General features: G+C 43.7%; 17 protein-coding genes. 13 read left to right on the top strand and 4 right to left on the bottom strand.

The genetic code is table 11. The annotated features are described in order from the left end of the window. Positions 1–115: 115 nt before the first annotated feature. Complete coding sequence (locus AXE82_RS02755; protein WP_062331163.1) at positions 116–544, bottom strand: rhodanese-like domain-containing protein; 429 nt, start codon at positions 542–544, stop codon at positions 116–118. 143 nt (positions 545–687) lie between these two features. Further along, positions 688–1,758: a ribosome small subunit-dependent GTPase A gene (gene rsgA / locus AXE82_RS02750; RefSeq protein WP_062331160.1), complete on the bottom strand. Its 1,071-nt coding sequence runs from the start codon at positions 1,756–1,758 to the stop codon at positions 688–690. Positions 1,759–1,960: 202 nt separating this feature from the next. On the opposite strand from rsgA, the gene orn reads away from it, so the two are divergent. Continuing rightward, a complete protein-coding gene (gene orn, locus AXE82_RS02745) occupies positions 1,961–2,512 on the top strand; it encodes an oligoribonuclease (protein WP_062331157.1) in 552 nt (183 codons plus the stop codon). A gap of 185 nt (positions 2,513–2,697) precedes the next feature. After that, on the top strand, positions 2,698–3,462 hold the full coding sequence (locus AXE82_RS02740) for an SDR family NAD(P)-dependent oxidoreductase (RefSeq protein ID WP_062331154.1): 765 nt from the start codon (positions 2,698–2,700) through the stop codon (positions 3,460–3,462). 60 nt (positions 3,463–3,522) lie between these two features. Here AXE82_RS02740 and hemP read toward each other — a convergent pair whose 3' ends face one another. Further along, on the bottom strand, positions 3,523–3,687 hold the full coding sequence (hemP, locus tag AXE82_RS11870) for a hemin uptake protein HemP (protein ID WP_082741394.1): 165 nt from the start codon (positions 3,685–3,687) through the stop codon (positions 3,523–3,525). Positions 3,688–3,839: 152 nt separating this feature from the next. Here hemP and AXE82_RS02735 point away from each other — a divergent pair, with 152 nt between their 5' ends. Then, on the top strand, positions 3,840–4,844 hold the full coding sequence (locus AXE82_RS02735; protein WP_062334716.1) for an NUDIX domain-containing protein: 1,005 nt from the start codon (positions 3,840–3,842) through the stop codon (positions 4,842–4,844). A 162-nt stretch (positions 4,845–5,006) separates the two neighbouring features. Here AXE82_RS02735 and tnpA read toward each other — a convergent pair whose 3' ends face one another. Next, the gene (tnpA, locus tag AXE82_RS02730; RefSeq protein ID WP_062331151.1) at positions 5,007–5,417 is read right to left on the bottom strand and encodes an IS200/IS605 family transposase; all 411 of its coding nucleotides are present in this window, start codon (positions 5,415–5,417) and stop codon (positions 5,007–5,009) included. Between the two features lie 48 nt (positions 5,418–5,465). Here tnpA and AXE82_RS02725 point away from each other — a divergent pair, with 48 nt between their 5' ends. The 10 genes from AXE82_RS02725 to clpA all read left to right on the top strand — a co-directional run bounded on the left by AXE82_RS02725 (position 5,466) and on the right by clpA (position 18,515). Beyond that, positions 5,466–6,572: an RNA-guided endonuclease InsQ/TnpB family protein gene (locus AXE82_RS02725; protein ID WP_062331147.1), complete on the top strand. Its 1,107-nt coding sequence runs from the start codon at positions 5,466–5,468 to the stop codon at positions 6,570–6,572. 52 nt (positions 6,573–6,624) lie between these two features. Further along, the gene (locus AXE82_RS02720; RefSeq protein ID WP_062331144.1) at positions 6,625–7,230 is read left to right on the top strand and encodes a lipocalin family protein; all 606 of its coding nucleotides are present in this window, start codon (positions 6,625–6,627) and stop codon (positions 7,228–7,230) included. Positions 7,231–7,356: 126 nt separating this feature from the next. Further along, positions 7,357–8,724, top strand: coding sequence for a glyceraldehyde-3-phosphate dehydrogenase (locus tag AXE82_RS02715; RefSeq protein ID WP_062331141.1), 1,368 nt, complete (start codon positions 7,357–7,359; stop codon positions 8,722–8,724). Positions 8,725–8,886: 162 nt separating this feature from the next. Then, on the top strand, positions 8,887–10,107 hold the full coding sequence (gene obgE / locus AXE82_RS02710) for a GTPase ObgE (RefSeq protein ID WP_062331138.1): 1,221 nt from the start codon (positions 8,887–8,889) through the stop codon (positions 10,105–10,107). Positions 10,108–10,522: 415 nt separating this feature from the next. After that, positions 10,523–11,671, top strand: a complete 1,149-nt coding sequence (gene proB, locus AXE82_RS02705) for a glutamate 5-kinase (protein ID WP_062334715.1) — start codon at positions 10,523–10,525, stop codon at positions 11,669–11,671. A 101-nt stretch (positions 11,672–11,772) separates the two neighbouring features. Continuing rightward, positions 11,773–12,882, top strand: coding sequence for a uroporphyrinogen decarboxylase (gene hemE / locus AXE82_RS02700; RefSeq protein ID WP_062331135.1), 1,110 nt, complete (start codon positions 11,773–11,775; stop codon positions 12,880–12,882). Positions 12,883–12,903: 21 nt separating this feature from the next. Beyond that, entirely contained in the window at positions 12,904–13,971 is a 1,068-nt protein-coding gene (gene argC, locus AXE82_RS02695; RefSeq protein ID WP_062331130.1) for an N-acetyl-gamma-glutamyl-phosphate reductase, read from the top strand. Positions 13,972–14,273: 302 nt separating this feature from the next. Next, on the top strand, positions 14,274–15,134 hold the full coding sequence (locus AXE82_RS02690; RefSeq protein WP_062331127.1) for a hypothetical protein: 861 nt from the start codon (positions 14,274–14,276) through the stop codon (positions 15,132–15,134). Between the two features lie 42 nt (positions 15,135–15,176). Beyond that, complete coding sequence (locus AXE82_RS02685) at positions 15,177–15,662, top strand: ATP-dependent Clp protease adaptor ClpS (RefSeq protein WP_227523040.1); 486 nt, start codon at positions 15,177–15,179, stop codon at positions 15,660–15,662. 393 nt (positions 15,663–16,055) lie between these two features. Further along, positions 16,056–18,515: an ATP-dependent Clp protease ATP-binding subunit ClpA gene (gene clpA, locus AXE82_RS02680; RefSeq protein ID WP_062331124.1), complete on the top strand. Its 2,460-nt coding sequence runs from the start codon at positions 16,056–16,058 to the stop codon at positions 18,513–18,515. Positions 18,516–18,566: the final 51 nt, after the last annotated feature.

Below are 18,566 nucleotides of genomic sequence, written 5' to 3'. Positions count from 1 at the left end.
GATTTTTTAACATGGGTTAAAAGCTTATTATAAAATACCGATGAGATAGTAAAGCGTTAATGATGGTTATGGGGCTTGGCGATTTAAATTTCAAATTGTGATAAGCCAATCAATGTTATTTGGTTTTGCCGGGCACGGTTTTTTCTACCACTAAAGGTAAACCTGCGGCTTGCCAATTGGCAATACCACCATCGAGACGATACACGTTGTCGTTACCAATCATTGCCACTGCGGTACCCGCCGTCATACCCATTTGGCAAACGATGATAATAGGATGGTCAGCACTGCGAAGTGCGTCAACGTGATTTTTTAGCTCAGTAAACGGGATATTGCGGCTGCCTTTGATATAGCCTTTTTCAAAATCTTTTCGTGGGCGGATATCAATCAGCTGAGCGTTTTGGTTGTTGACCATCAAGCCCACTGCGTTTGGATTGATTTTTTTGCCGCCGCGTTTGTTCTCAAGCATAAAAAATAGCACAATTAGCACAAACATGGTGCCAAATAAAAATGGGTGATGACCCATAAACTCAAACCAACGTTCCAAGATATCCTCCACAGGGGCATTTCGTCAAAATTATCGTTTGATTGCCCATAAAAAATTGACTGTATTATAACGGTAGTTGTCAATTTTAAGAAACTTTTATTTAGTCTAATATTTAGTCTACTATTTAGTCTAAAATCGCAAGCTTAAAAATCCTGCGAGGCCGCTTCTTGTTGCAGGAGTACCAAATTCTCCACCCGCCTTGCTAGCACTTGCCCTTCTGTCACTGCCTGCCACATCGCACAATTGGGCGTGGACTTAGTATGTTTGCAATCGCGAAAACGGCAGTAGGGTGCAAGCGGCGCAAGCTCGATAAAGCCTTGCAAAATATCATCAGGGGTCAAATGCCAAAGCCCATATTCGCGAATACCGGGGGTATCAATAATGGCGCCTTTGCTGAGCGCCATCGGGTCAAACGCTAAAAATCGGCTGGTGGTGGTAGTATGTTGACCCAACTGTGAAATGGTTGAAATTTCATTGACGGATTGTCCCGCGGCAGGCAATAACTGGTTGACCAAGCTGCTTTTGCCAACCCCTGATTGACCGGCAAAAATCACGTTCTTGCCGGCAACGGTGTTTTTTAGCTCAGTTAAATCACCATTCGATTGGGTCACCAAGGTGGCGTAGCCAAGCTGTTGATAGGCTGACAGTAGCTCTGTCACCTCGCTATGACTGTCATCTGCCAACAAATCGGCTTTATTTAAAATCAGCAATGGCGTGATGTCTGAGTGATGGCAAGCCACCAAATACCGATCAATCAGCTGGGCAGACGGTAACGGCAGCGGGGCAAATACGACTGCTAAAATATCGACATTAGCGGCAATGGGTTTGAGCTTGTGATAACGGTCGGGGCGGCTGATGATGCTTTGTCTATCATAAATCGCTTCAATGCGCCCAAGTCCTGTATTTGGGTCAGCGACAAAGCGGACTTTATCCCCAGTGGCAATCAGTGGCAAGTTGGTACGGGTGTGACAACGCCAAACACTGTGCAGGGTGATGGGTTGCCAAAACGGTTCTGGCTCATCAGCGGCGACAATGGGTTTTTCAGGCAGGGTTTGCGGTAGGCTAGTGGCCTGGACTTCAAGCTGCTTGCCGAAGTTTGCGATAACAATGCCATCCATCAGCTGGGCATCGTCCAGCACTTGCTGGGATTTTTGTTGTTTTTCGATGCGGCGGGTTTGCTGGTCAGTGAGTTTACGTTTACGGATTAACGCCATACGCTATTTACTACCTCAGTCACTAGGGGATTTTTTACCATACTAACACCTTATAAAATTTTGCAATATTTTTAGACATTGCTACATGGGCATGCATGGCTACATGAGCACGCATGAGCAATCGCCAACAAAACCGATATTTTACCTGTAAAATCTGCTAAGATGGCGGATTATTTGTTAAAGCGTATGAAAAGGCAGCAGTATGGCGGTTGATAAAAAACATCTGATTTGGATTGACCTTGAGATGACAGGTCTAGATACCCTCAATGACACCATCATCGAAATAGCGACGATAGTGACTGACAGTGAACTCAATATCCTAGCCGAAGGTCCTGTGTTTGCCATTCATACCCCTGACATTGTGCTCAATAGCATGGATGATTGGAACACGCGCCAACATGGGCAATCGGGACTTATTGACCGTATTCGCCGTAGTAACGTGACCATGGCTCAAGCAGAAAGCGAAACCATTGCATTTTTGAGTAAATATGTGGAAGCAGGACGCTCACCGATGTGTGGCAATTCGATTTGCCAAGACAGACGGTTTTTGGCACGTCAAATGCCAACGCTTGAGCGGTTTTTTCATTACCGAAATTTAGATGTGTCAACGGTCAAAGAGCTGGCTTATCGCTGGCGCCCCGATATTTTGTCAAGCTTTGAGAAAAAAGGAAATCATTTGGCACTGGATGATATCCGTGATTCGATTCGTGAACTGCGCCATTATAAAGCGCATTTTTTTAAGTTTATTAGTTAACAGTAGAATGTTTAAAACGATACAATTCATATCATAATACTTGAAATTATCCAAGCGATTGAATACCGCCTTCAAAAAGCCGCTACCAAAGTGGTTTTCACCGACAGCCATAACCGTGAAAAATTCAATGACATAAACCCACTACTTTTAACATCAACAAAAAATAACAGGTTAACGGAAAAACAATGCAAGTACAAAATAATACATTTTTGGTCACAGGCGGCGCGTCAGGTCTAGGTGAAGCAACAACCCGTTATTTGGTGGCGCATGGCTCAAATGTTATCATCGCCGATTTGAACCAAGACGCCGGTGAGAAATTAGTGGCGAAATTGGGCGACAACGTGATTTTTGCAAAATGTGACATCACCAGCGAAGCGGATGTCAAAAATGCGATTGAGGCGGGTGTTGCCAAATTTGGTAAATTATCAGGGTCAATCAACTGTGCCGGTATCGTGGTGGTACAAAAATTACTGGACAAAGAAGGCAATCCAGCCGATTTAACCACCTTTGCCCGTGGTATCGAAATTAACCTCATCGGCACTTTCAATGTGGCGCGACTGGCAGCGGCTGCGATGGCAAAAAATACTGCAGACAGTAATGAAGATAAAGGGGTGATTATCAACACCGCTTCAATTGCCGCATTCGATGGTCAGGTCGGGCAGGGCAGTTACTCGTCATCCAAAGCAGGTGTGGTGGGCTTAACCTTACCACTCGCGCGTGAGCTGCAGCGCCATCAAATACGTATCATGACCATCGCTCCAGGGGTGTTCGGCACACCGATGATGGCAAGCCTGCCAGAAGCTGCCCGTACCAGTCTTGAACAAGCCGTGCCTTTTCCCAAACGTTTGGGCAACCCAGAAGAATTTGCTAAATTGGTGGCACACATCATCGAAAATAGCTATCTTAATGGCGACGTCATTCGTTTGGACGGGGCTATTCGCATGGGTTAAAAGCCGCTTAAAATAAAAAGCCAATCTAAATTTAGATTGGCTTTTTTTATAGAATTTAATTTATTTGGTCAGTATCAAGCGGTTATTACGGGTCAATCGAAGACGGTATTCTTCGCCGTCATGCTGAATGCGAATCTCTTTGGTCAGCGCAAATAAATGATTGGAATGTAGCGTTGGCAAGGAACTTTTTTGGATAAGATTAGCACGATTTAATAAGTGTAGCATGGGATACTCCTTTTCTCTGTAAGATGGGCGAATAGTGTTTTTAATTGATAATGATTATCATTTATATTTAATGGGTCGTCAAGTGACTTTTTTCACTTTTTCATCAAATTTAATGCTTTATAATGGGTAACAATCAACAGTTTGAGAAAAATATGTCAAAAGTCGTTAATGTGGCAGTCGCGGTGATACATTTTAACAAGCAATATCTACTGGGATTTCGCCATGCCAGTCAACACCAAGGCAATCGTTATGAATTTGTCGGGGGAAAAATTGAGCCAAATGAAACCCCAAAACAAGGGTTAATCCGTGAAGTAGTTGAAGAAATTGGCTGTGATTTAACCAATAATTTCATTGTTAAAATGGGCGTGATTCGTCATGACTATGGTGATAAGTCCGTGGCATTGCATATTTTTAATAGTAAAGTCACTCAGACTCAGTTTGATAATTTACAGCATAGCCAAGGTATTGAAGGTCAAGCGATTACATGGGTCAGTAAAGCGGATTTGCTTGCGAAAAAATATCCATTACCCGATGCCAATGTACGGATTTTGGATTGGCTAACGTTACCAAGTACCATTTTTATTTCGCAAACTTTAGATGAGTTTGCAAGTCAAAAAGATTGGATAGATTATTATGCTAAAAAGTTACCACAAAACGCCCACTTTTATATCCGCCCACAAAGTGAAGATGATAAGTCAGTTGAGTTAATTACTACATTGCTAAAACAGCGAAATCATATCACGCCTATAATTCAATACCGTACTTTCATACATTTGGATTTAGATTTACAAAATGTAATCGTTCATCTAAACCACCATCAACTCATGACGCTTGATTTCTCAAGCTTATCAAAAAATTATCGCTATTTTGCCAGTTGCCATGACCAACATAGCCTAAGTAGATTAAATACCTTGGCAACATCGCATACTGTGATGGGCTGTTTTTTATCGCCTGTTTTAGCCACCCCCACACACCCCGAAACCTTTCAAAGTGGGGGCATGGGCTGGCAAGCGTTCAGCGAATTGGCAAAGCTTAGTGATGTGCCGGTATTTGCGCTAGGCGGGGTGGGACAAAGTAATCTGGCAATGGCTTGGCTGTCAAACGCGTATGGCGTGGCAGGCATACGATTATTAGTATACAAAACAATGAATTTTTAAAAGTACATTTTTTAACAAGGATTACTTTAAATACGTATTGTTAGTTTTGCCTAAAACCTTGTATGGTAAACACATTTTTTTATCCTCCGTTGCCGTAAAACCACCGACTTCAGGCGGTGGATATAAGGCAACTCCGTAACTATGCTTACATACAGATGGTATTTAGTGCGGTGTATTCTGTTGTTCGATATACTGGCGGATAATCTCAATTGGAGCACCGCCACAACTACCTGCAAAATAGCTAGGCGACCATAACACATCCCCCCATAACTGCTCTTTAAGAGACGGATATTCTTTTTTACGCAATAACCGACTAGACACGCCTTTCAAGCTATTCACCAAGCTAGAAATAGCCACTTTAGGCGGATAAACCACCAATAAATGCACATGGTCGCATTCACCGTCAAACTCAACTAATTGAGCCTCAAACTTTGAACAAACTTTCTCAAAGATGGCTTGCATATCGTCTAAAATCTCTTTGGTAAATACTTTTCTGCGGTATTTAGCCACAAAGACCAAGTGCGCATGAAGGTTGTAAACAACGTGCCTACCACGTCTTAAATCGTTTGACATATAATTAGACCAAATGTAAAATATAAAAACCCAATTATACTTAAACCCATGAAAACACTCAAGCTACGCATACGAGATAAACACACAGCAAAGCTTAACCGCCTAAGCGGTGCAGTTAATTTCGTGTGGAATTATGTCAATGATTTGAGTTACAGACACCTACAAAAAACTGGCAAATTCTTTAGTGCTTATGACCTAAACGACTACACCAAAGGTAGCGGTGAGTTACTAGGCTTGCATAGTCAGACTATTCAGGCAATCAATGAAACCCATGCCAAAGCTAGAAAAAAATTCAAAAAAGCCAAACTATCATGGCGAACCAACAACCCAAATTCAAAACGTAAATCATTAGGCTGGCTACCCTTTAAACAATCCGCCATCAAACACATTGCTACCCACCAAACAAGTAAAAAAGGCTTAAAATCCACCTTACAGCTTAGTTTAGCCAAAGGACAAAAGCTGGTCATCGACCTATGGGACAGCTACAACCTTAGCCTATATCAAATTAACACTTGTGAGTTAGTCCAAGACAGCCGTAACCGTTGGTATGCCTGTATCACTGTCAAAGACTACCCTAAAACACAATGCGGAACGGGTAGCGTAGGCATTGACTTAGGCTTAAAAGACAGTGCTACCACCTCAAATGGCAATAAATTACAAATCAAACAAACGCTCAACTATGCCAAAGATTTAGCCACCGCCCAACGTGCCAAAAACAAACAGCGTGTCAAAGCGATCCATGCCAAAATCAAAAACACACGCCAAGACTTAATCCATAAATTTACCACCCAATTAGTCAAGGACAATGCCCTAATCGTGGTCGGTGATATTCAGAGTAATCAATTTAATAGTAAAAAAGGCAAACTCGCCAAATCGGTTTACGATGCAGGCTGGTTTGAACTGAAACGACAACTGACCTACAAATGCGAGAACGCAGGTTGCCGTTTTGAAATCGTGAATGAGAGATACACGACCCAGCGATGTTCGTGTTGCGGTGAAATCACCGCCAATAGTCCGAAAGGTAGAAAATCGCTTGGAATAAGAGAATGGATATGTGCTTCGTGTGGCACATGGCATGATAGAGATATCAATGCCAGTCGGAACATTCTTGCGGTCGGGCTTGACCGTCTTGCAGAAGGAATCCCCTTGATTTAGCAAGGGGAGGAAGTCAAAAATAGAGTTTGATAACAAACAGAGGAAGGTTTGAATGCGTTTTAGCAAAAAATACTGCACCACAAAAAATATTGCTCTAGCCACTATCTTGGGTGGTGCCGTGGCTCTAACCGCTTGTACGACCACACCAACTACGAGCGATACTGCAACATCAACAGGCGTTGGTAAAGCTCAGGCGGTGCAAAGCGTCGATTTAAACCGTTATGCGGGGAAATGGTACGAAATCGCCCGTTTGCCGATGTTTTTTCAGCGTAACTGTGCCAGTGATGTCACCGCCACTTACACCCTACAACCGACAGGCAAGATTGAAGTCAATAACCAATGTATGGGCAAAGATGGCAAGCCCATGCAAAGCATTGGGGAAGCCAGCAAAAATGGCGACAGTGGCAGTAAACTTAAAGTTATTTTCTTGCCGCAAGCATTGCGTTGGTTGCCTGTGGGTAAAGCCGACTATTGGGTGCTTGCTTTAGACCCTAATTATAACCATGCGTTGGTGGGTACGCCAAACCAAAAATACTTGTGGATTTTGTCACGCACGCCCACGATGGATGAAGCTACTTATCAAACAATGGTCACTACTGCAAAATCTCAAGGCTACGATGTCAGTAAATTGCAAAAAACCGTACAACATAGCCGATAAGCTCGCTGGTTGAAACACCCTGCTTTAAAATTGCTAAAACGCCTAAATTCCGTTACAATTTAGGCGTTTATTTTTTGCTGCATTTTCCACAGATTTTATTTTTCCTTCACAAAAAAAGGTCATACTATGTCTGCCAATCTCTACCAAGACCACCTCACCACTCGCAAAAATCAAGAAGCCCAAGCGGTTCAGTTATTAGTTGAGCTAAATACCTTAGCCAATAAAGGCGTCAATGTGTTGTTTTTTGGCAACCGCATTGCCCTAAACCTTGTTGATATCATCGCTCATCATGACAAAAACGCCCTTAACATCGCTGATACACTTGCCTTTGCCACCGCGTTAAACGACCAAAATCTAAGCCATACCACGGTGGACTTGGGTCAAGCGCTCAAAGCAGGCAAACAAGCCGACAGCTTTACTAGCGGTGACGAAGTGCCTGCGACAGATGTCGTGTTGTACGGTTTTGGTCGTATCGGTCGTATTTTAGCTCGGTTGCTGATGAGCCGTCCTGCCTCAGACAAAGGCTTACAATTAAAAGCCATCGTCGTCCGTCCAGCCGGTGAAGCAGACGCTTTATTAAAAGACTTGGAAAAACGTGCAAGCTTACTTGAGCGTGACTCGGTACATGGCTGGTTTGATGGCTCCGTGGTGGTTGATAAAGCAAACAGCGGTATCATCGCCAACGGTCGTTTTATCAAAGTCATTTATGCTTCTGACCCAAGCGAAATCGACTACACGTCTTATGGTATCGACAATGCCTTAATTATCGACAACACCGGTAAATGGAAAGATGAAGCAGGTCTTGGCAAACATTTACAGTCAAAAGGTGCCAAAAAAGTGCTATTGACTGCCCCAGCGTCGGGCGATATCAAAAACATCGTCTATAATGTCAATGATGACACCATCGGCAGTGATACCATCGTATCAGCGGCAAGCTGTACCACCAATGCGATTACCCCTACGCTTAAACTGTTAAACGATAAATACGGCATTGAAAACGGTCACATGGAAACCATCCATGCGTTCACCAATGACCAAAACTTGGTCGATAACCACCATAAAGCCGAGCGTCGGGGGCGTGCTGCAACCTTAAATATGGTAATGACAAGCACAGGCGCTGCCAAAGCGGTTAGTAAAGCGATTCCAGAATTAAAAGGCAAATTGTCAGGCAGTTCGGTACGTGTACCAACGCCAAACGTGTCACTCGCTATTTTGAATTTGAATTTCAAAAACCCGGTCAATTCAAGCGATGAACTCAATGCCTTTATCAAAGAAGCCAGTCAGAGCGAACAATGGCAAGCGCAAATTGCTTACTCAGATTCGGATGAAGCCGTTTCTACCGACTTTGTGGGCTGTGAAAAAGTGGCGATTTGGGATGCCAAATCTACGCTTGCTCAAGACAACCGTGCCGTGATGTACCTATGGTATGACAACGAAATGGGCTATAGCACCCAAGTATTGCGTGTCGCTGAAACCATGGCAAAAAATGCCTAAGCGTTCCTAAGTGCGCCTAAGTGTTAAGGACGATGACAAAACCGCTCAAGTTTGGGCGGTTTTTTATTGAATAAAATTTCAAACATCAATTATGTTCAAATTTTTCTTACTAAAATTCATGCTATAATATTTGGTTATTCAAGAATTTAAGGAAAGTCTTCAATGCGTTTTATCGATGAAGCAATCGTAACAGTCAAAGCAGGCGACGGCGGCAATGGTATCGTCAGTTTTCGCCGAGAAAAATACGTCCCCAAAGGCGGCCCCGATGGCGGTGATGGCGGCAAAGGCGGTGATGTGTATGTGGTGTGCGACGACAACACCAACACCCTCGTCGATTACCGGTTTACGCGTCGCTATGATGCCAAACGCGGCGAAAATGGCGGTGCCAAAAATTGTTCAGGTCGTGGCGCGGATGATATCTATCTATCTGTGCCCATTGGTACCACCGTGGTTGATACCGAAACAGGTGAGGTCTTAGCGGACTTGACCAAAAAAGGGCAAACGGCGATGATTGCCAAAGGCGGTGACGGCGGGCAAGGCAATACCCATTTTAAAACCTCTACCAATCAAGCACCAAGACGGGCGACCCCGGGTTTCCCAGGCGAATTAAAAGTCTTGAAATTTGAGCTAAAAGTGGTGGCTGACGTCGGTCTTATTGGTCTGCCAAACGCAGGTAAATCCACCTTTATTCGTCAAGTCTCTGCTGCCAAACCCAAAGTTGCCAATTATCCGTTTACCACTTTGGTACCCAATCTAGGTGTCGTGGATGTGGGTAAACACCGCTCATTTGTCATGGCAGATATCCCAGGTCTGATTGAAGGCGCCTCTGAAGGGGCAGGACTGGGTATTCGCTTTTTAAAACACGTCGCTCGTACCCGTCGATTATTGCATCTTGTCGATGTACAGCCCATTGATGGTAGCGACCCTGTGGCAAACGCCCAAGTGATTTTTAATGAGTTAGAAAAATTCTCGCCAGAGCTGTCAAAACTGCCACAAATTTTGATTTTAAATAAAATCGACCAAGTGCCCGCAGAAGAATTAAACCAACTTTGCACCCACATCGTGGCAGAGCTTGGTTGGACAGGGATGGTTTTTCGTACCTCCACGCTCACAGGGGAAGGGGTTGATGCCGTGGTTTGGCATTTGATGAACGAAATCGAGCAAGAGCGCGAGATGGAAGAAACCGATCCTGACTTTGCTGAAAGTCAGCGGTTGCGTTTTGAACGACTGGAAGCGGAAGTGCGCGCCAATACGGAAGAGCAAAAAGAAGCGTATCGTGCCAAACGTAAAGCTGAGCGTGAAGGTCGCGCATTGGATGACGATGATTTTGATGACGACGACTACGATGACGATGATGGCGTGGAAGTGGTCTACGCACCTTAGCGGTGATGGAAATAGCTTTAAAAAGGTTAGCGCGGGCTAACCTTTTTTATTAGCTGAATTTAGATAAGGACGGGTGATTTTTTGCTGCGAATAATAAAGACTTAATCACTAAGATTTAATCACTAAGATTTAATCACTAAGATTTAAGCACTGAGCATAAATAAAAACTCACTGCGACATTCCAATAAGAAAACTTGAAGTCGATATTTTTTAGTTGACAATTTTACTTTGCTTTTCAATGATGGCTATTTGATTGGGATAAAAATGCGTATGACAAAAACATGTGATATTTAACGGATACCGGCATCGATTAGCATTTATAAAGCCAGTAAAAATTGTTACAATGCTCAGCCAAGCCATTATGGCATTTAATTTGATTAAAAAATTGCACTTGACTGATTATGATTGCCAACTTATGACTGCCAACGCCTCACCTAGCTCAACTAAAAAAGCCCTTAAGTCCAACACCATTGTGGTAAAAATTGGCTCATCGCTACTGACCAATAATGGCAAAGGTTTGGATCGCACCGCAATTTATGAATGGGCGAAGCAAATTGCCAAGCTGCATAATGAAGGCTACCAAGTATTGCTAGTGTCCTCAGGAGCAGTGGCGGAAGGGGTGGTGCGGATGAATTTGGAAGAACGCCCCAAAAAATTGCAAGCCTTGCAAGCCTGCGCTGCTATTGGGCAGATGGGCTTGATTGAAACTTGGTGGTCGGCATTGATTCAGTATGGTGTACAAAGCGCGCAGTTGCTACTGACACATGACGATCTTGCTAATCGAAATCGTTATCTCAATACCGCCAGTACCTTAAATCAGCTACTTGAATGGCGAGTGCTGCCTGTCATTAACGAAAATGACACCGTCAGTGTCGATGAAATCAAATTTGGTGATAATGACAGTTTAGGTGCGATGGTGGCAGCCATGGTCAAAGCCGATTTATACATTATATTGACCGACCAGCAAGGCGTATTCACCGATAACCCTCGCACCAACCCGGATGCGAAGCTGATTAAGACTGAGCGGGCAATGGCAGATTATTTGTTTGACGTGGCGGGGGATGGCGGCAAATTGGGTCGTGGTGGGATGATTACCAAAATTCGTGCGGCAAGGCTTGCGGCAATGGGTGGTTGTCCCACCGTGATTGTCAGCGGCAGCATCGATAACGTGATTAATCGCGTGGTCAAAGGGGAATCGTTAGGTACGATGCTCACCACCAATGACGATGATAAACGCATTGCCAAAAAACAATGGTTAGCCGCGCATCTGCGTATGGCAGGTCGCTTGGTGATTGACGATGGCGCAGTGGATGCCATCATTAAAAATAACAAAAGCTTATTGCCTGTCGGTGTGATTGAAGTGCAAGGTGATTTTGATGAGGGCGATGTGGTGGAGTGCGTTGATAAAACAGGGGTACGTATCGCGGTCGGTCAAGTGGATTTCTCATCAAATGAAGCTCGGCGCATCGCTCGCAAACGCAATAGCGACATCGAAGCGATTTTGGGTAAAAATGAGGAACGCCACGTGATGGTACATCGTGATAATATGGCGATTATTGTATAATTTTCGACAATTTTTGATTGAAATTTAACTACTTTTAGACTGATTCAATATTTTTTTACCCAAAAGTATTTTTACCCAAGATTATTTTTAAAGGCAATGACATGACCCATAATTTTCCGATGTTAAAAAATGACCGCATTTTAAGAGCCATGCGTTTTGAACCAGTGGATGTGACGCCTGTGTGGATGATGCGACAAGCCGGTCGATATTTGCCTGAGTATAAAAAAACCCGCGCCCAAGCCGGCGACTTTTTATCGCTTTGCAAAAATACCGATTTGGCGACGGAAGTCACCATTCAGCCATTTCGCCGTTTTGAGTTGGATGCGGCGATTTTGTTTAGTGATATTTTAACCATTCCTGATGCGCTCGGTTTGGGTCTGTATTTTGAGGCAGGGGAAGGTCCAAAATTTCACAAAACTGTCAGAAGCATGGCAGAGGTTGAAGCCTTGCCAACCGTCGCGATGGCAGATGCACTTGACTATGTGATGAAAGCGGTGACCAGTATTCGTCATGCGCTGGCAGGTCGCGCGCCATTATTTGGCTTCTCAGGCAGTCCGTGGACGCTAGCGACCTATATGATTGAAGGCGGTAGTTCTAAAGAATACCGCTATGCCAAAGCCATGTTGTATGGCGAGCCTGAGACCTTGCATGCGCTGCTCGCTAAAATCACCGATGCCGTGATTGATTATTTGCTAGCGCAAATAGCGGCAGGCGCGCAGTTAGTACAAATTTTTGATAGTTGGGGTGGGGCATTGGCGCATCGCCAATTTGTTGAATTCTCGCACCATTACAACACTAAAATTGTTGCGGCAATCAAAGCAACATACCCAGAGGTACCTGTGGTTTTGTTTACCAAAGGTGGCGGATTGTGGTTAGATACCCAATGCCACAGTGGCGCCGATGCGCTAGGACTTGATTGGACGATGCCACTGGATAGAGCCCGCAGCATCGTCTTTGAACAGCAAAAAGCATTGACCAAATTGCACCAAAAGCTGCATACAGGCATCGCGCTGCAAGGTAATCTTGACCCCGCAACATTATTTGCATCGCCTGAGCATATTCGCCAGCAGGCGCATTTGATGTTACAGGACGCCTATAGCCTCGGTGACAAAACAGGCTATATAGCAAACTTAGGTCATGGCATTAACCAATGGGTTAATCCTGACCATGCCAAAGCTTTTATTGATGCGGTGCATGAGTACAAACTTTAATAACAACATTAGGAGACGACCATGATCAAAGTAGGTATTGTCGGTGGCACAGGCTACACTGGCGTAGAGCTAATTCGACTATTGAGTCGTCATCCACAGGCACAAATTACGATGCTGACATCGCGCTCAGAAGCGGGCAGACGCGTCGATGATATGTTTCCAAGTTTGCGGGGCGTGACCGATTTAACGTTTTCGGATTTGGATGAAAAAAAATTAGCCGCATGTGATGTGGTATTTTTTGCTACTCCCCACGGCGTTGCCATGAAGCATGCCAGATTTTTAACCGAAAATGACACTAAAGTCATTGATTTGGCGGCAGATTTTCGTTTGCAGTCGCTACAAGATTTTGAAGCTTGGTATAAACTTGAACATGCTTGCCCCGATATTTTAAAAGACGCTGTGTATGGGTTACCCGAAGTCAATCGTGATGCCATTGCCAAAGCCAAGGTTATTGGCAACCCAGGTTGTTATCCCACCACGGCGATTTTGGGGTTAAAACCGCTAATCGATGCCCAAAACAGCCAGCAGCAGGCATTGATTGAGCCTTGGATTATTATTGATGCCAAATCAGGCGTCTCAGGTGCAGGTCGCCAAGCCAAAATGAATTTGTTATTTAGCGAGACCTCGGATAGTTTTAGCGCCTATGGCGTGGCAGGTCACCGTCACGCTCCAGAGATTACCCAAGGGATTGACCAAATATTGGGTCAAAACAAGCACTTTCAGCCGCATGATATCCGCTTTGTACCCCATTTGGTACCCATGATTCGCGGTATGTTTACCACGATTCATGTTCGCTTGACGGCGGCGGGTCAAGCGTTAGATTTACAATCTTTGTATGAAACCAGCTATCAGAACGAATATTTTGTAGACGTCATGCCAAAAGGGATGTATCCAGATACCCGTAGTGTACGGGGTAGCAACTATTTAAGAATTGCAGTGCAAACACTAGAAAATAGCCCGATGGCGACGATTTTGGTGGTACAAGATAATTTGGTCAAAGGTGCGGCAGGACAAGCCGTGCAAAATATGAACGTGATGTTTGGGTTTGCAGAGCAAACAGGATTGGCGTTGGTTGCCGTCGTGCCTTAAGTTATTTCTTTAATAAGTTGTTTGCTTAAGGTGTTTTCTTAAGCTACTTATGGTCAGCGTATTTAAAAATTCTAATGTCATAACAAGCATTGCTTTATTCTTTTTAGCCAAAAAAATATGACGCTATGATGAAATGGGTTAACTTTATTATTTTTTCGGTCAATAAATTTAGCTGAATTCATCATAATTTTTGTTTATAATGGGATTCGCTTTAATGGATGTCATATTCATCAACCCTTTTTGAGCTATCGTCAGTACTGTGATTATCCATGTTTTGATCGTTTTTCAATTTGAGTATCTCTATGGATTTGCCCGAAGATAATAACTCTTCTCAATCTTTGCCAGAAGCACAACGCAATTATATTACCCAACCCAACAAGGTGTCTGGGTGGTTGATTGCGTTTGCGGTTAGCTTGTTGTTAGTTGCCATCATTGCACTGGTGTTAGGTCAACGCATTGGTTATCATCGCGGCTTAAGCTTTGCTGCTGAAGAAGCGAAAAAAACCGCCGCAGGTCTTGAAATCTCAGCAGAAAACATCAAATCATTAAAGCTAAAATCTGATACGTTGCAAAGCCAATTAACCACCGCGCAGCAAGAGCGTGATATCAGCTTGGCGAACCTATCAGCACTGCGTACCGATATTCAAGACCTAAAAGTCACCAACTTACAGCTGGAACAAGCTCAGCAATTCTTAACCAGCTCGCTTGCCAAAAAAGGTGGTATGAGTTTACAAGTCATCGGGGCAAAAATCGTACCATTGCCAGAAAATGCCTATGAATACCGCTTTGATGTCGGTATGGTCGATCCGTCAAATCAGCCAAAAAAGCTGATACCAAAATTGACCTTGCTCGATGAAGTTAATATGGTCGAAGTACCATTGCAACCTAATAGTTATTCGATTCATGGGATTGCAAGAATTCGCGGGCGGTTTTTGATGCCCAAAAACTTTGTACCCAAACAAGTGAAACTTGAATTAACCGCCGGCAACCAAAAAACTGAGCAAGTGTATGATTGGCAACTCGGTCAGCCGATTGATAACATGCCGTATACGCTTGAAGAAACGCCTGAAGCGGATAAACGACCTGTGAGTTCTACCGATAGCACGCCAGTGGCAAGCACAGCCAATACGCAAAAACCTGCCGCAACGACTGCTGCAAAGTAGTATAATCAATGTTTAATTTAATCTTAGGTAAATGTTCAATTAATGATGCTTCAAACACTTAATTTTTCTCGTCAATCCGTCGTGTCACAGCCAACCACCACGAATATGGATTGGCATCTGCCGGCATGGTTGCCAACACAACTACCTAAACAGCCCTCTAAACAGCTACCTAGCCAATCACCAAATTCATTGCCAGCGCGTTTGACCGACATAGAAGGCGAGCCAAATACCGACCCTGTCGAAGATGTGCTATTGGCTGACCCTGAACTAAAAAAACCACAGATGTATGCGGTGGTCATGTATAATGATGATTATACGCCGATGGAATTTGTGGTAGATGTTTTACAAAATCATTTTAAACATACCCTCGATTCGGCTATCAGTATCATGCTTGCCATTCATCAACAAGGTAAAGGGATTGCTGGTATATACCCTAAAGACATCGCAGAAACCAAAGCCCAAACGGTCAACCGTAAAGCGCGTCAGGCAGGCTATCCGTTACTAAGTCAAATTGAGCCGCAAGGTTAGTGGCAGTTTGCGATTTAACCCCGTTTTATTTTTGGTGGCACCTCCTTTCTATTTTTTATTCATCATTGAAATCTTTGCCATTTTAAAACCCGCCATTAACTACGTTTTGTCACTTGAATTTATTAGCAATGTCATTATATTAAACGTAATGATTTTGATTTTTCCCATTTTGTCATCTTTCATTTTTACTTCCTTTTAACCGAACTGAGCATGATTAGCCAGATATCCATAAGATATTTGGTGCTGAGGTGACGGCAAATGAAACTTGAGAAAACATCAACGCAAATAACCATCAACACCTATAACGATATCAAACCAATCAATTAGATAACGCATGATTTTTCAAGTAGGGCAAAATCAAAAACCGTCAGTCACACGTATTAAGGACATCTTATGTTAAGTTTAGAATTACAAAGCACGTTGCGGTTGGTAGTGACACTCGCAAAACAACGTGCACACGAATATTTAACGGTCGAGCATCTGCTATTGGCACTGCTAGAGAATGAAAATGCGGTAGAAGCCTTGGTGGCTTGTGCAGTCAATGTGGATCAGCTTGGCAAAGATTTGACCCAGTATATTGATGAACATACCCCAACGGTCGATATCAACGAAGATTACTCGCCACAACCAACGCGCAGTTTTGACCGTATTTTGCAGCGGGCGATTTTTCATGTGCAATCGGTTGCTAGCAGCCGTTTGGTAGAAGGCTCAGATTTGCTAGTGTCGATGTTCTCAGAGCATGACACTTACGCGGTGTACCTGCTTAAAAAACAAGGGGTGACGCGACTTGAATTAACCCAGTACCTATCGCATGGTCAAGACAAAAAGGTACGCGATAAATTGACCAGTGTAGAGACTGAAGAAACGGGTGAAAAATCCAGCAAAGACCCATTGACTGAATTTACCATTAATCTCAATCAAAAAGCCTCTACCGGCGGCACCGATCCGTTAATTGGTCGCCAAGCAGAAATCGAGCGTACCGCGCAGATTTTATGCCGTCGCCGCAAAAACAATCCATTACTGGTGGGTGACCCAGGGGTGGGTAAAACGTCGATTGCGGAAGGCTTGGCATGGCTGATTGTTAATGACAAAGCACCAAAACCATTATCAGGTTGTGTGGTTTATAGTTTAGATATTGGTGCATTGATTGCCGGTACAAAATACCGCGGCGATTTTGAAAAACGTATGAAAGCGCTATTAGATGCCTTAAAAGCCAAGCCCAATGCGATTTTATTTATTGATGAAATCCATATGATTATTGGCGCAGGCTCATCGATGAGCAGCAATATGGATGTGTCAAATTTAATTAAACCTGCGTTGGCATCAGGTGAGCTGCGTTGTATCGGCTCAACTACCTTTACCGAATACCGCCAAGTGTTTGAAAAAGACCATGCCTTAAGTCGCCGTTTCCAAAAAATTGATGTCAACGAGCCATCGATTGATGAAACGATTGATATTCTACGCGGTCTGAAAAAACAATATGAGAAATTCCATAACGTAAGCTATACCGACCAGGCACTACAAAGTGCCGTGAATCTAGCGGTAAAACACATTCACGAACGTTTTTTGCCTGACAAAGCCATTGATGTGATTGATGAAGCGGGTGCATTTGTTCGCCTGCAAAAACAAGCCGAAAATCATGTTGAATCTGGTGTGGACAGCAATCAATCCACTGATACTGTAGCAAATGACAAGCTATCAAATCAGCCTGTGGTGGATGAAGACGCGCTTGTCGATGACTTAGATGTTAGCCATGCAGCAGATGGTGTTGTCGAACCTGAAGCTATGTTAAGCGAAGCCGATAATAAAATAATTGACGCGGCACAACAAGATGGCGAGGTAGTGATTGATGTCCCGCAAATTGAATACATTATCTCAAAAATTGCGCGCATCCCGCCAAAATCAGTCTCAACGGATGACAAATCGGTGCTACAAAATCTTGAAAGCAACCTAAAACATCTGGTGTTTGGTCAAGATGAAGCCATCAAAAACTTGGCAGATGCCATCAAGTTGTCACGTGCAGGCTTAAAACCAGATGATAAACCGATTGGTTCGTTTATGTTTGCCGGTCCTACGGGTGTCGGTAAAACTGAAGTCAGTCGTCAGTTAGCGAATTTGTTAGGCATTGAGCTGGTTCGTTTTGATATGTCTGAGTATATGGAAGCACATACGGCGTCACGCCTGATTGGGGCACCGCCAGGCTATGTGGGCTTTGATCAGGGTGGTTTATTAACCGAAAAAATCAATCAATTCCCGCATTGTGTGCTATTGCTAGATGAGATTGAAAAAGCCCATCCTGATGTATTTAACTTGCTGCTCCAAGTGATGGATCATGGCGCGCTCACCGACAATAACGGCCGTACATCAAGCTTTAAGCAAGTGATACTAATCATGACCACCAACGTCGGCGCTGATAGCATCAGTCGCAACAGCATGGGCTTTACCAAACAAGACCATAGCCGCGACAATAGTGAGGCGATGAAACGGATGTTTACCCCAGAGTTTCGCAATCGTTTAGATGCCATCATTCAATTTAACCCATTGGATCAAAATGTCATTGTATCTGTGGTTGATAAATTCTTGGTTGAGCTGCAAGCCCAGCTCGATGACAAGAAAGTGGTGCTTGAAATTGATGATGAAGTCAGAAATTATCTGGCAGAAAAAGGTTACGATCGTCTCATGGGTGCGCGCCCAATGAACCGCTTGATTCAAGATGAAATCAAAAAACCATTGGCAGAGCAAATATTATTTGGTGATTTGGTCAATGGCGGTACGGTTTCGATTCGTATGAATGCAGATAAAACAGCGATTGAGCTTGTGCCCATTGATGAAAAGCAAATTGACAATGTCTAGGTCTAGGTTTAGTAATGTCTAGTATAAAAAAAGGAGCCAATTGCGCTCCTT

Source organism: Moraxella osloensis (assembly GCF_001553955.1).
Lineage (GTDB): Bacteria > Pseudomonadota > Gammaproteobacteria > Pseudomonadales > Moraxellaceae > Faucicola > Faucicola osloensis.
The sequence above is the reverse complement of the archived record's forward strand: the minus strand, read 5'-3'. Positions and strand labels throughout refer to the sequence as shown.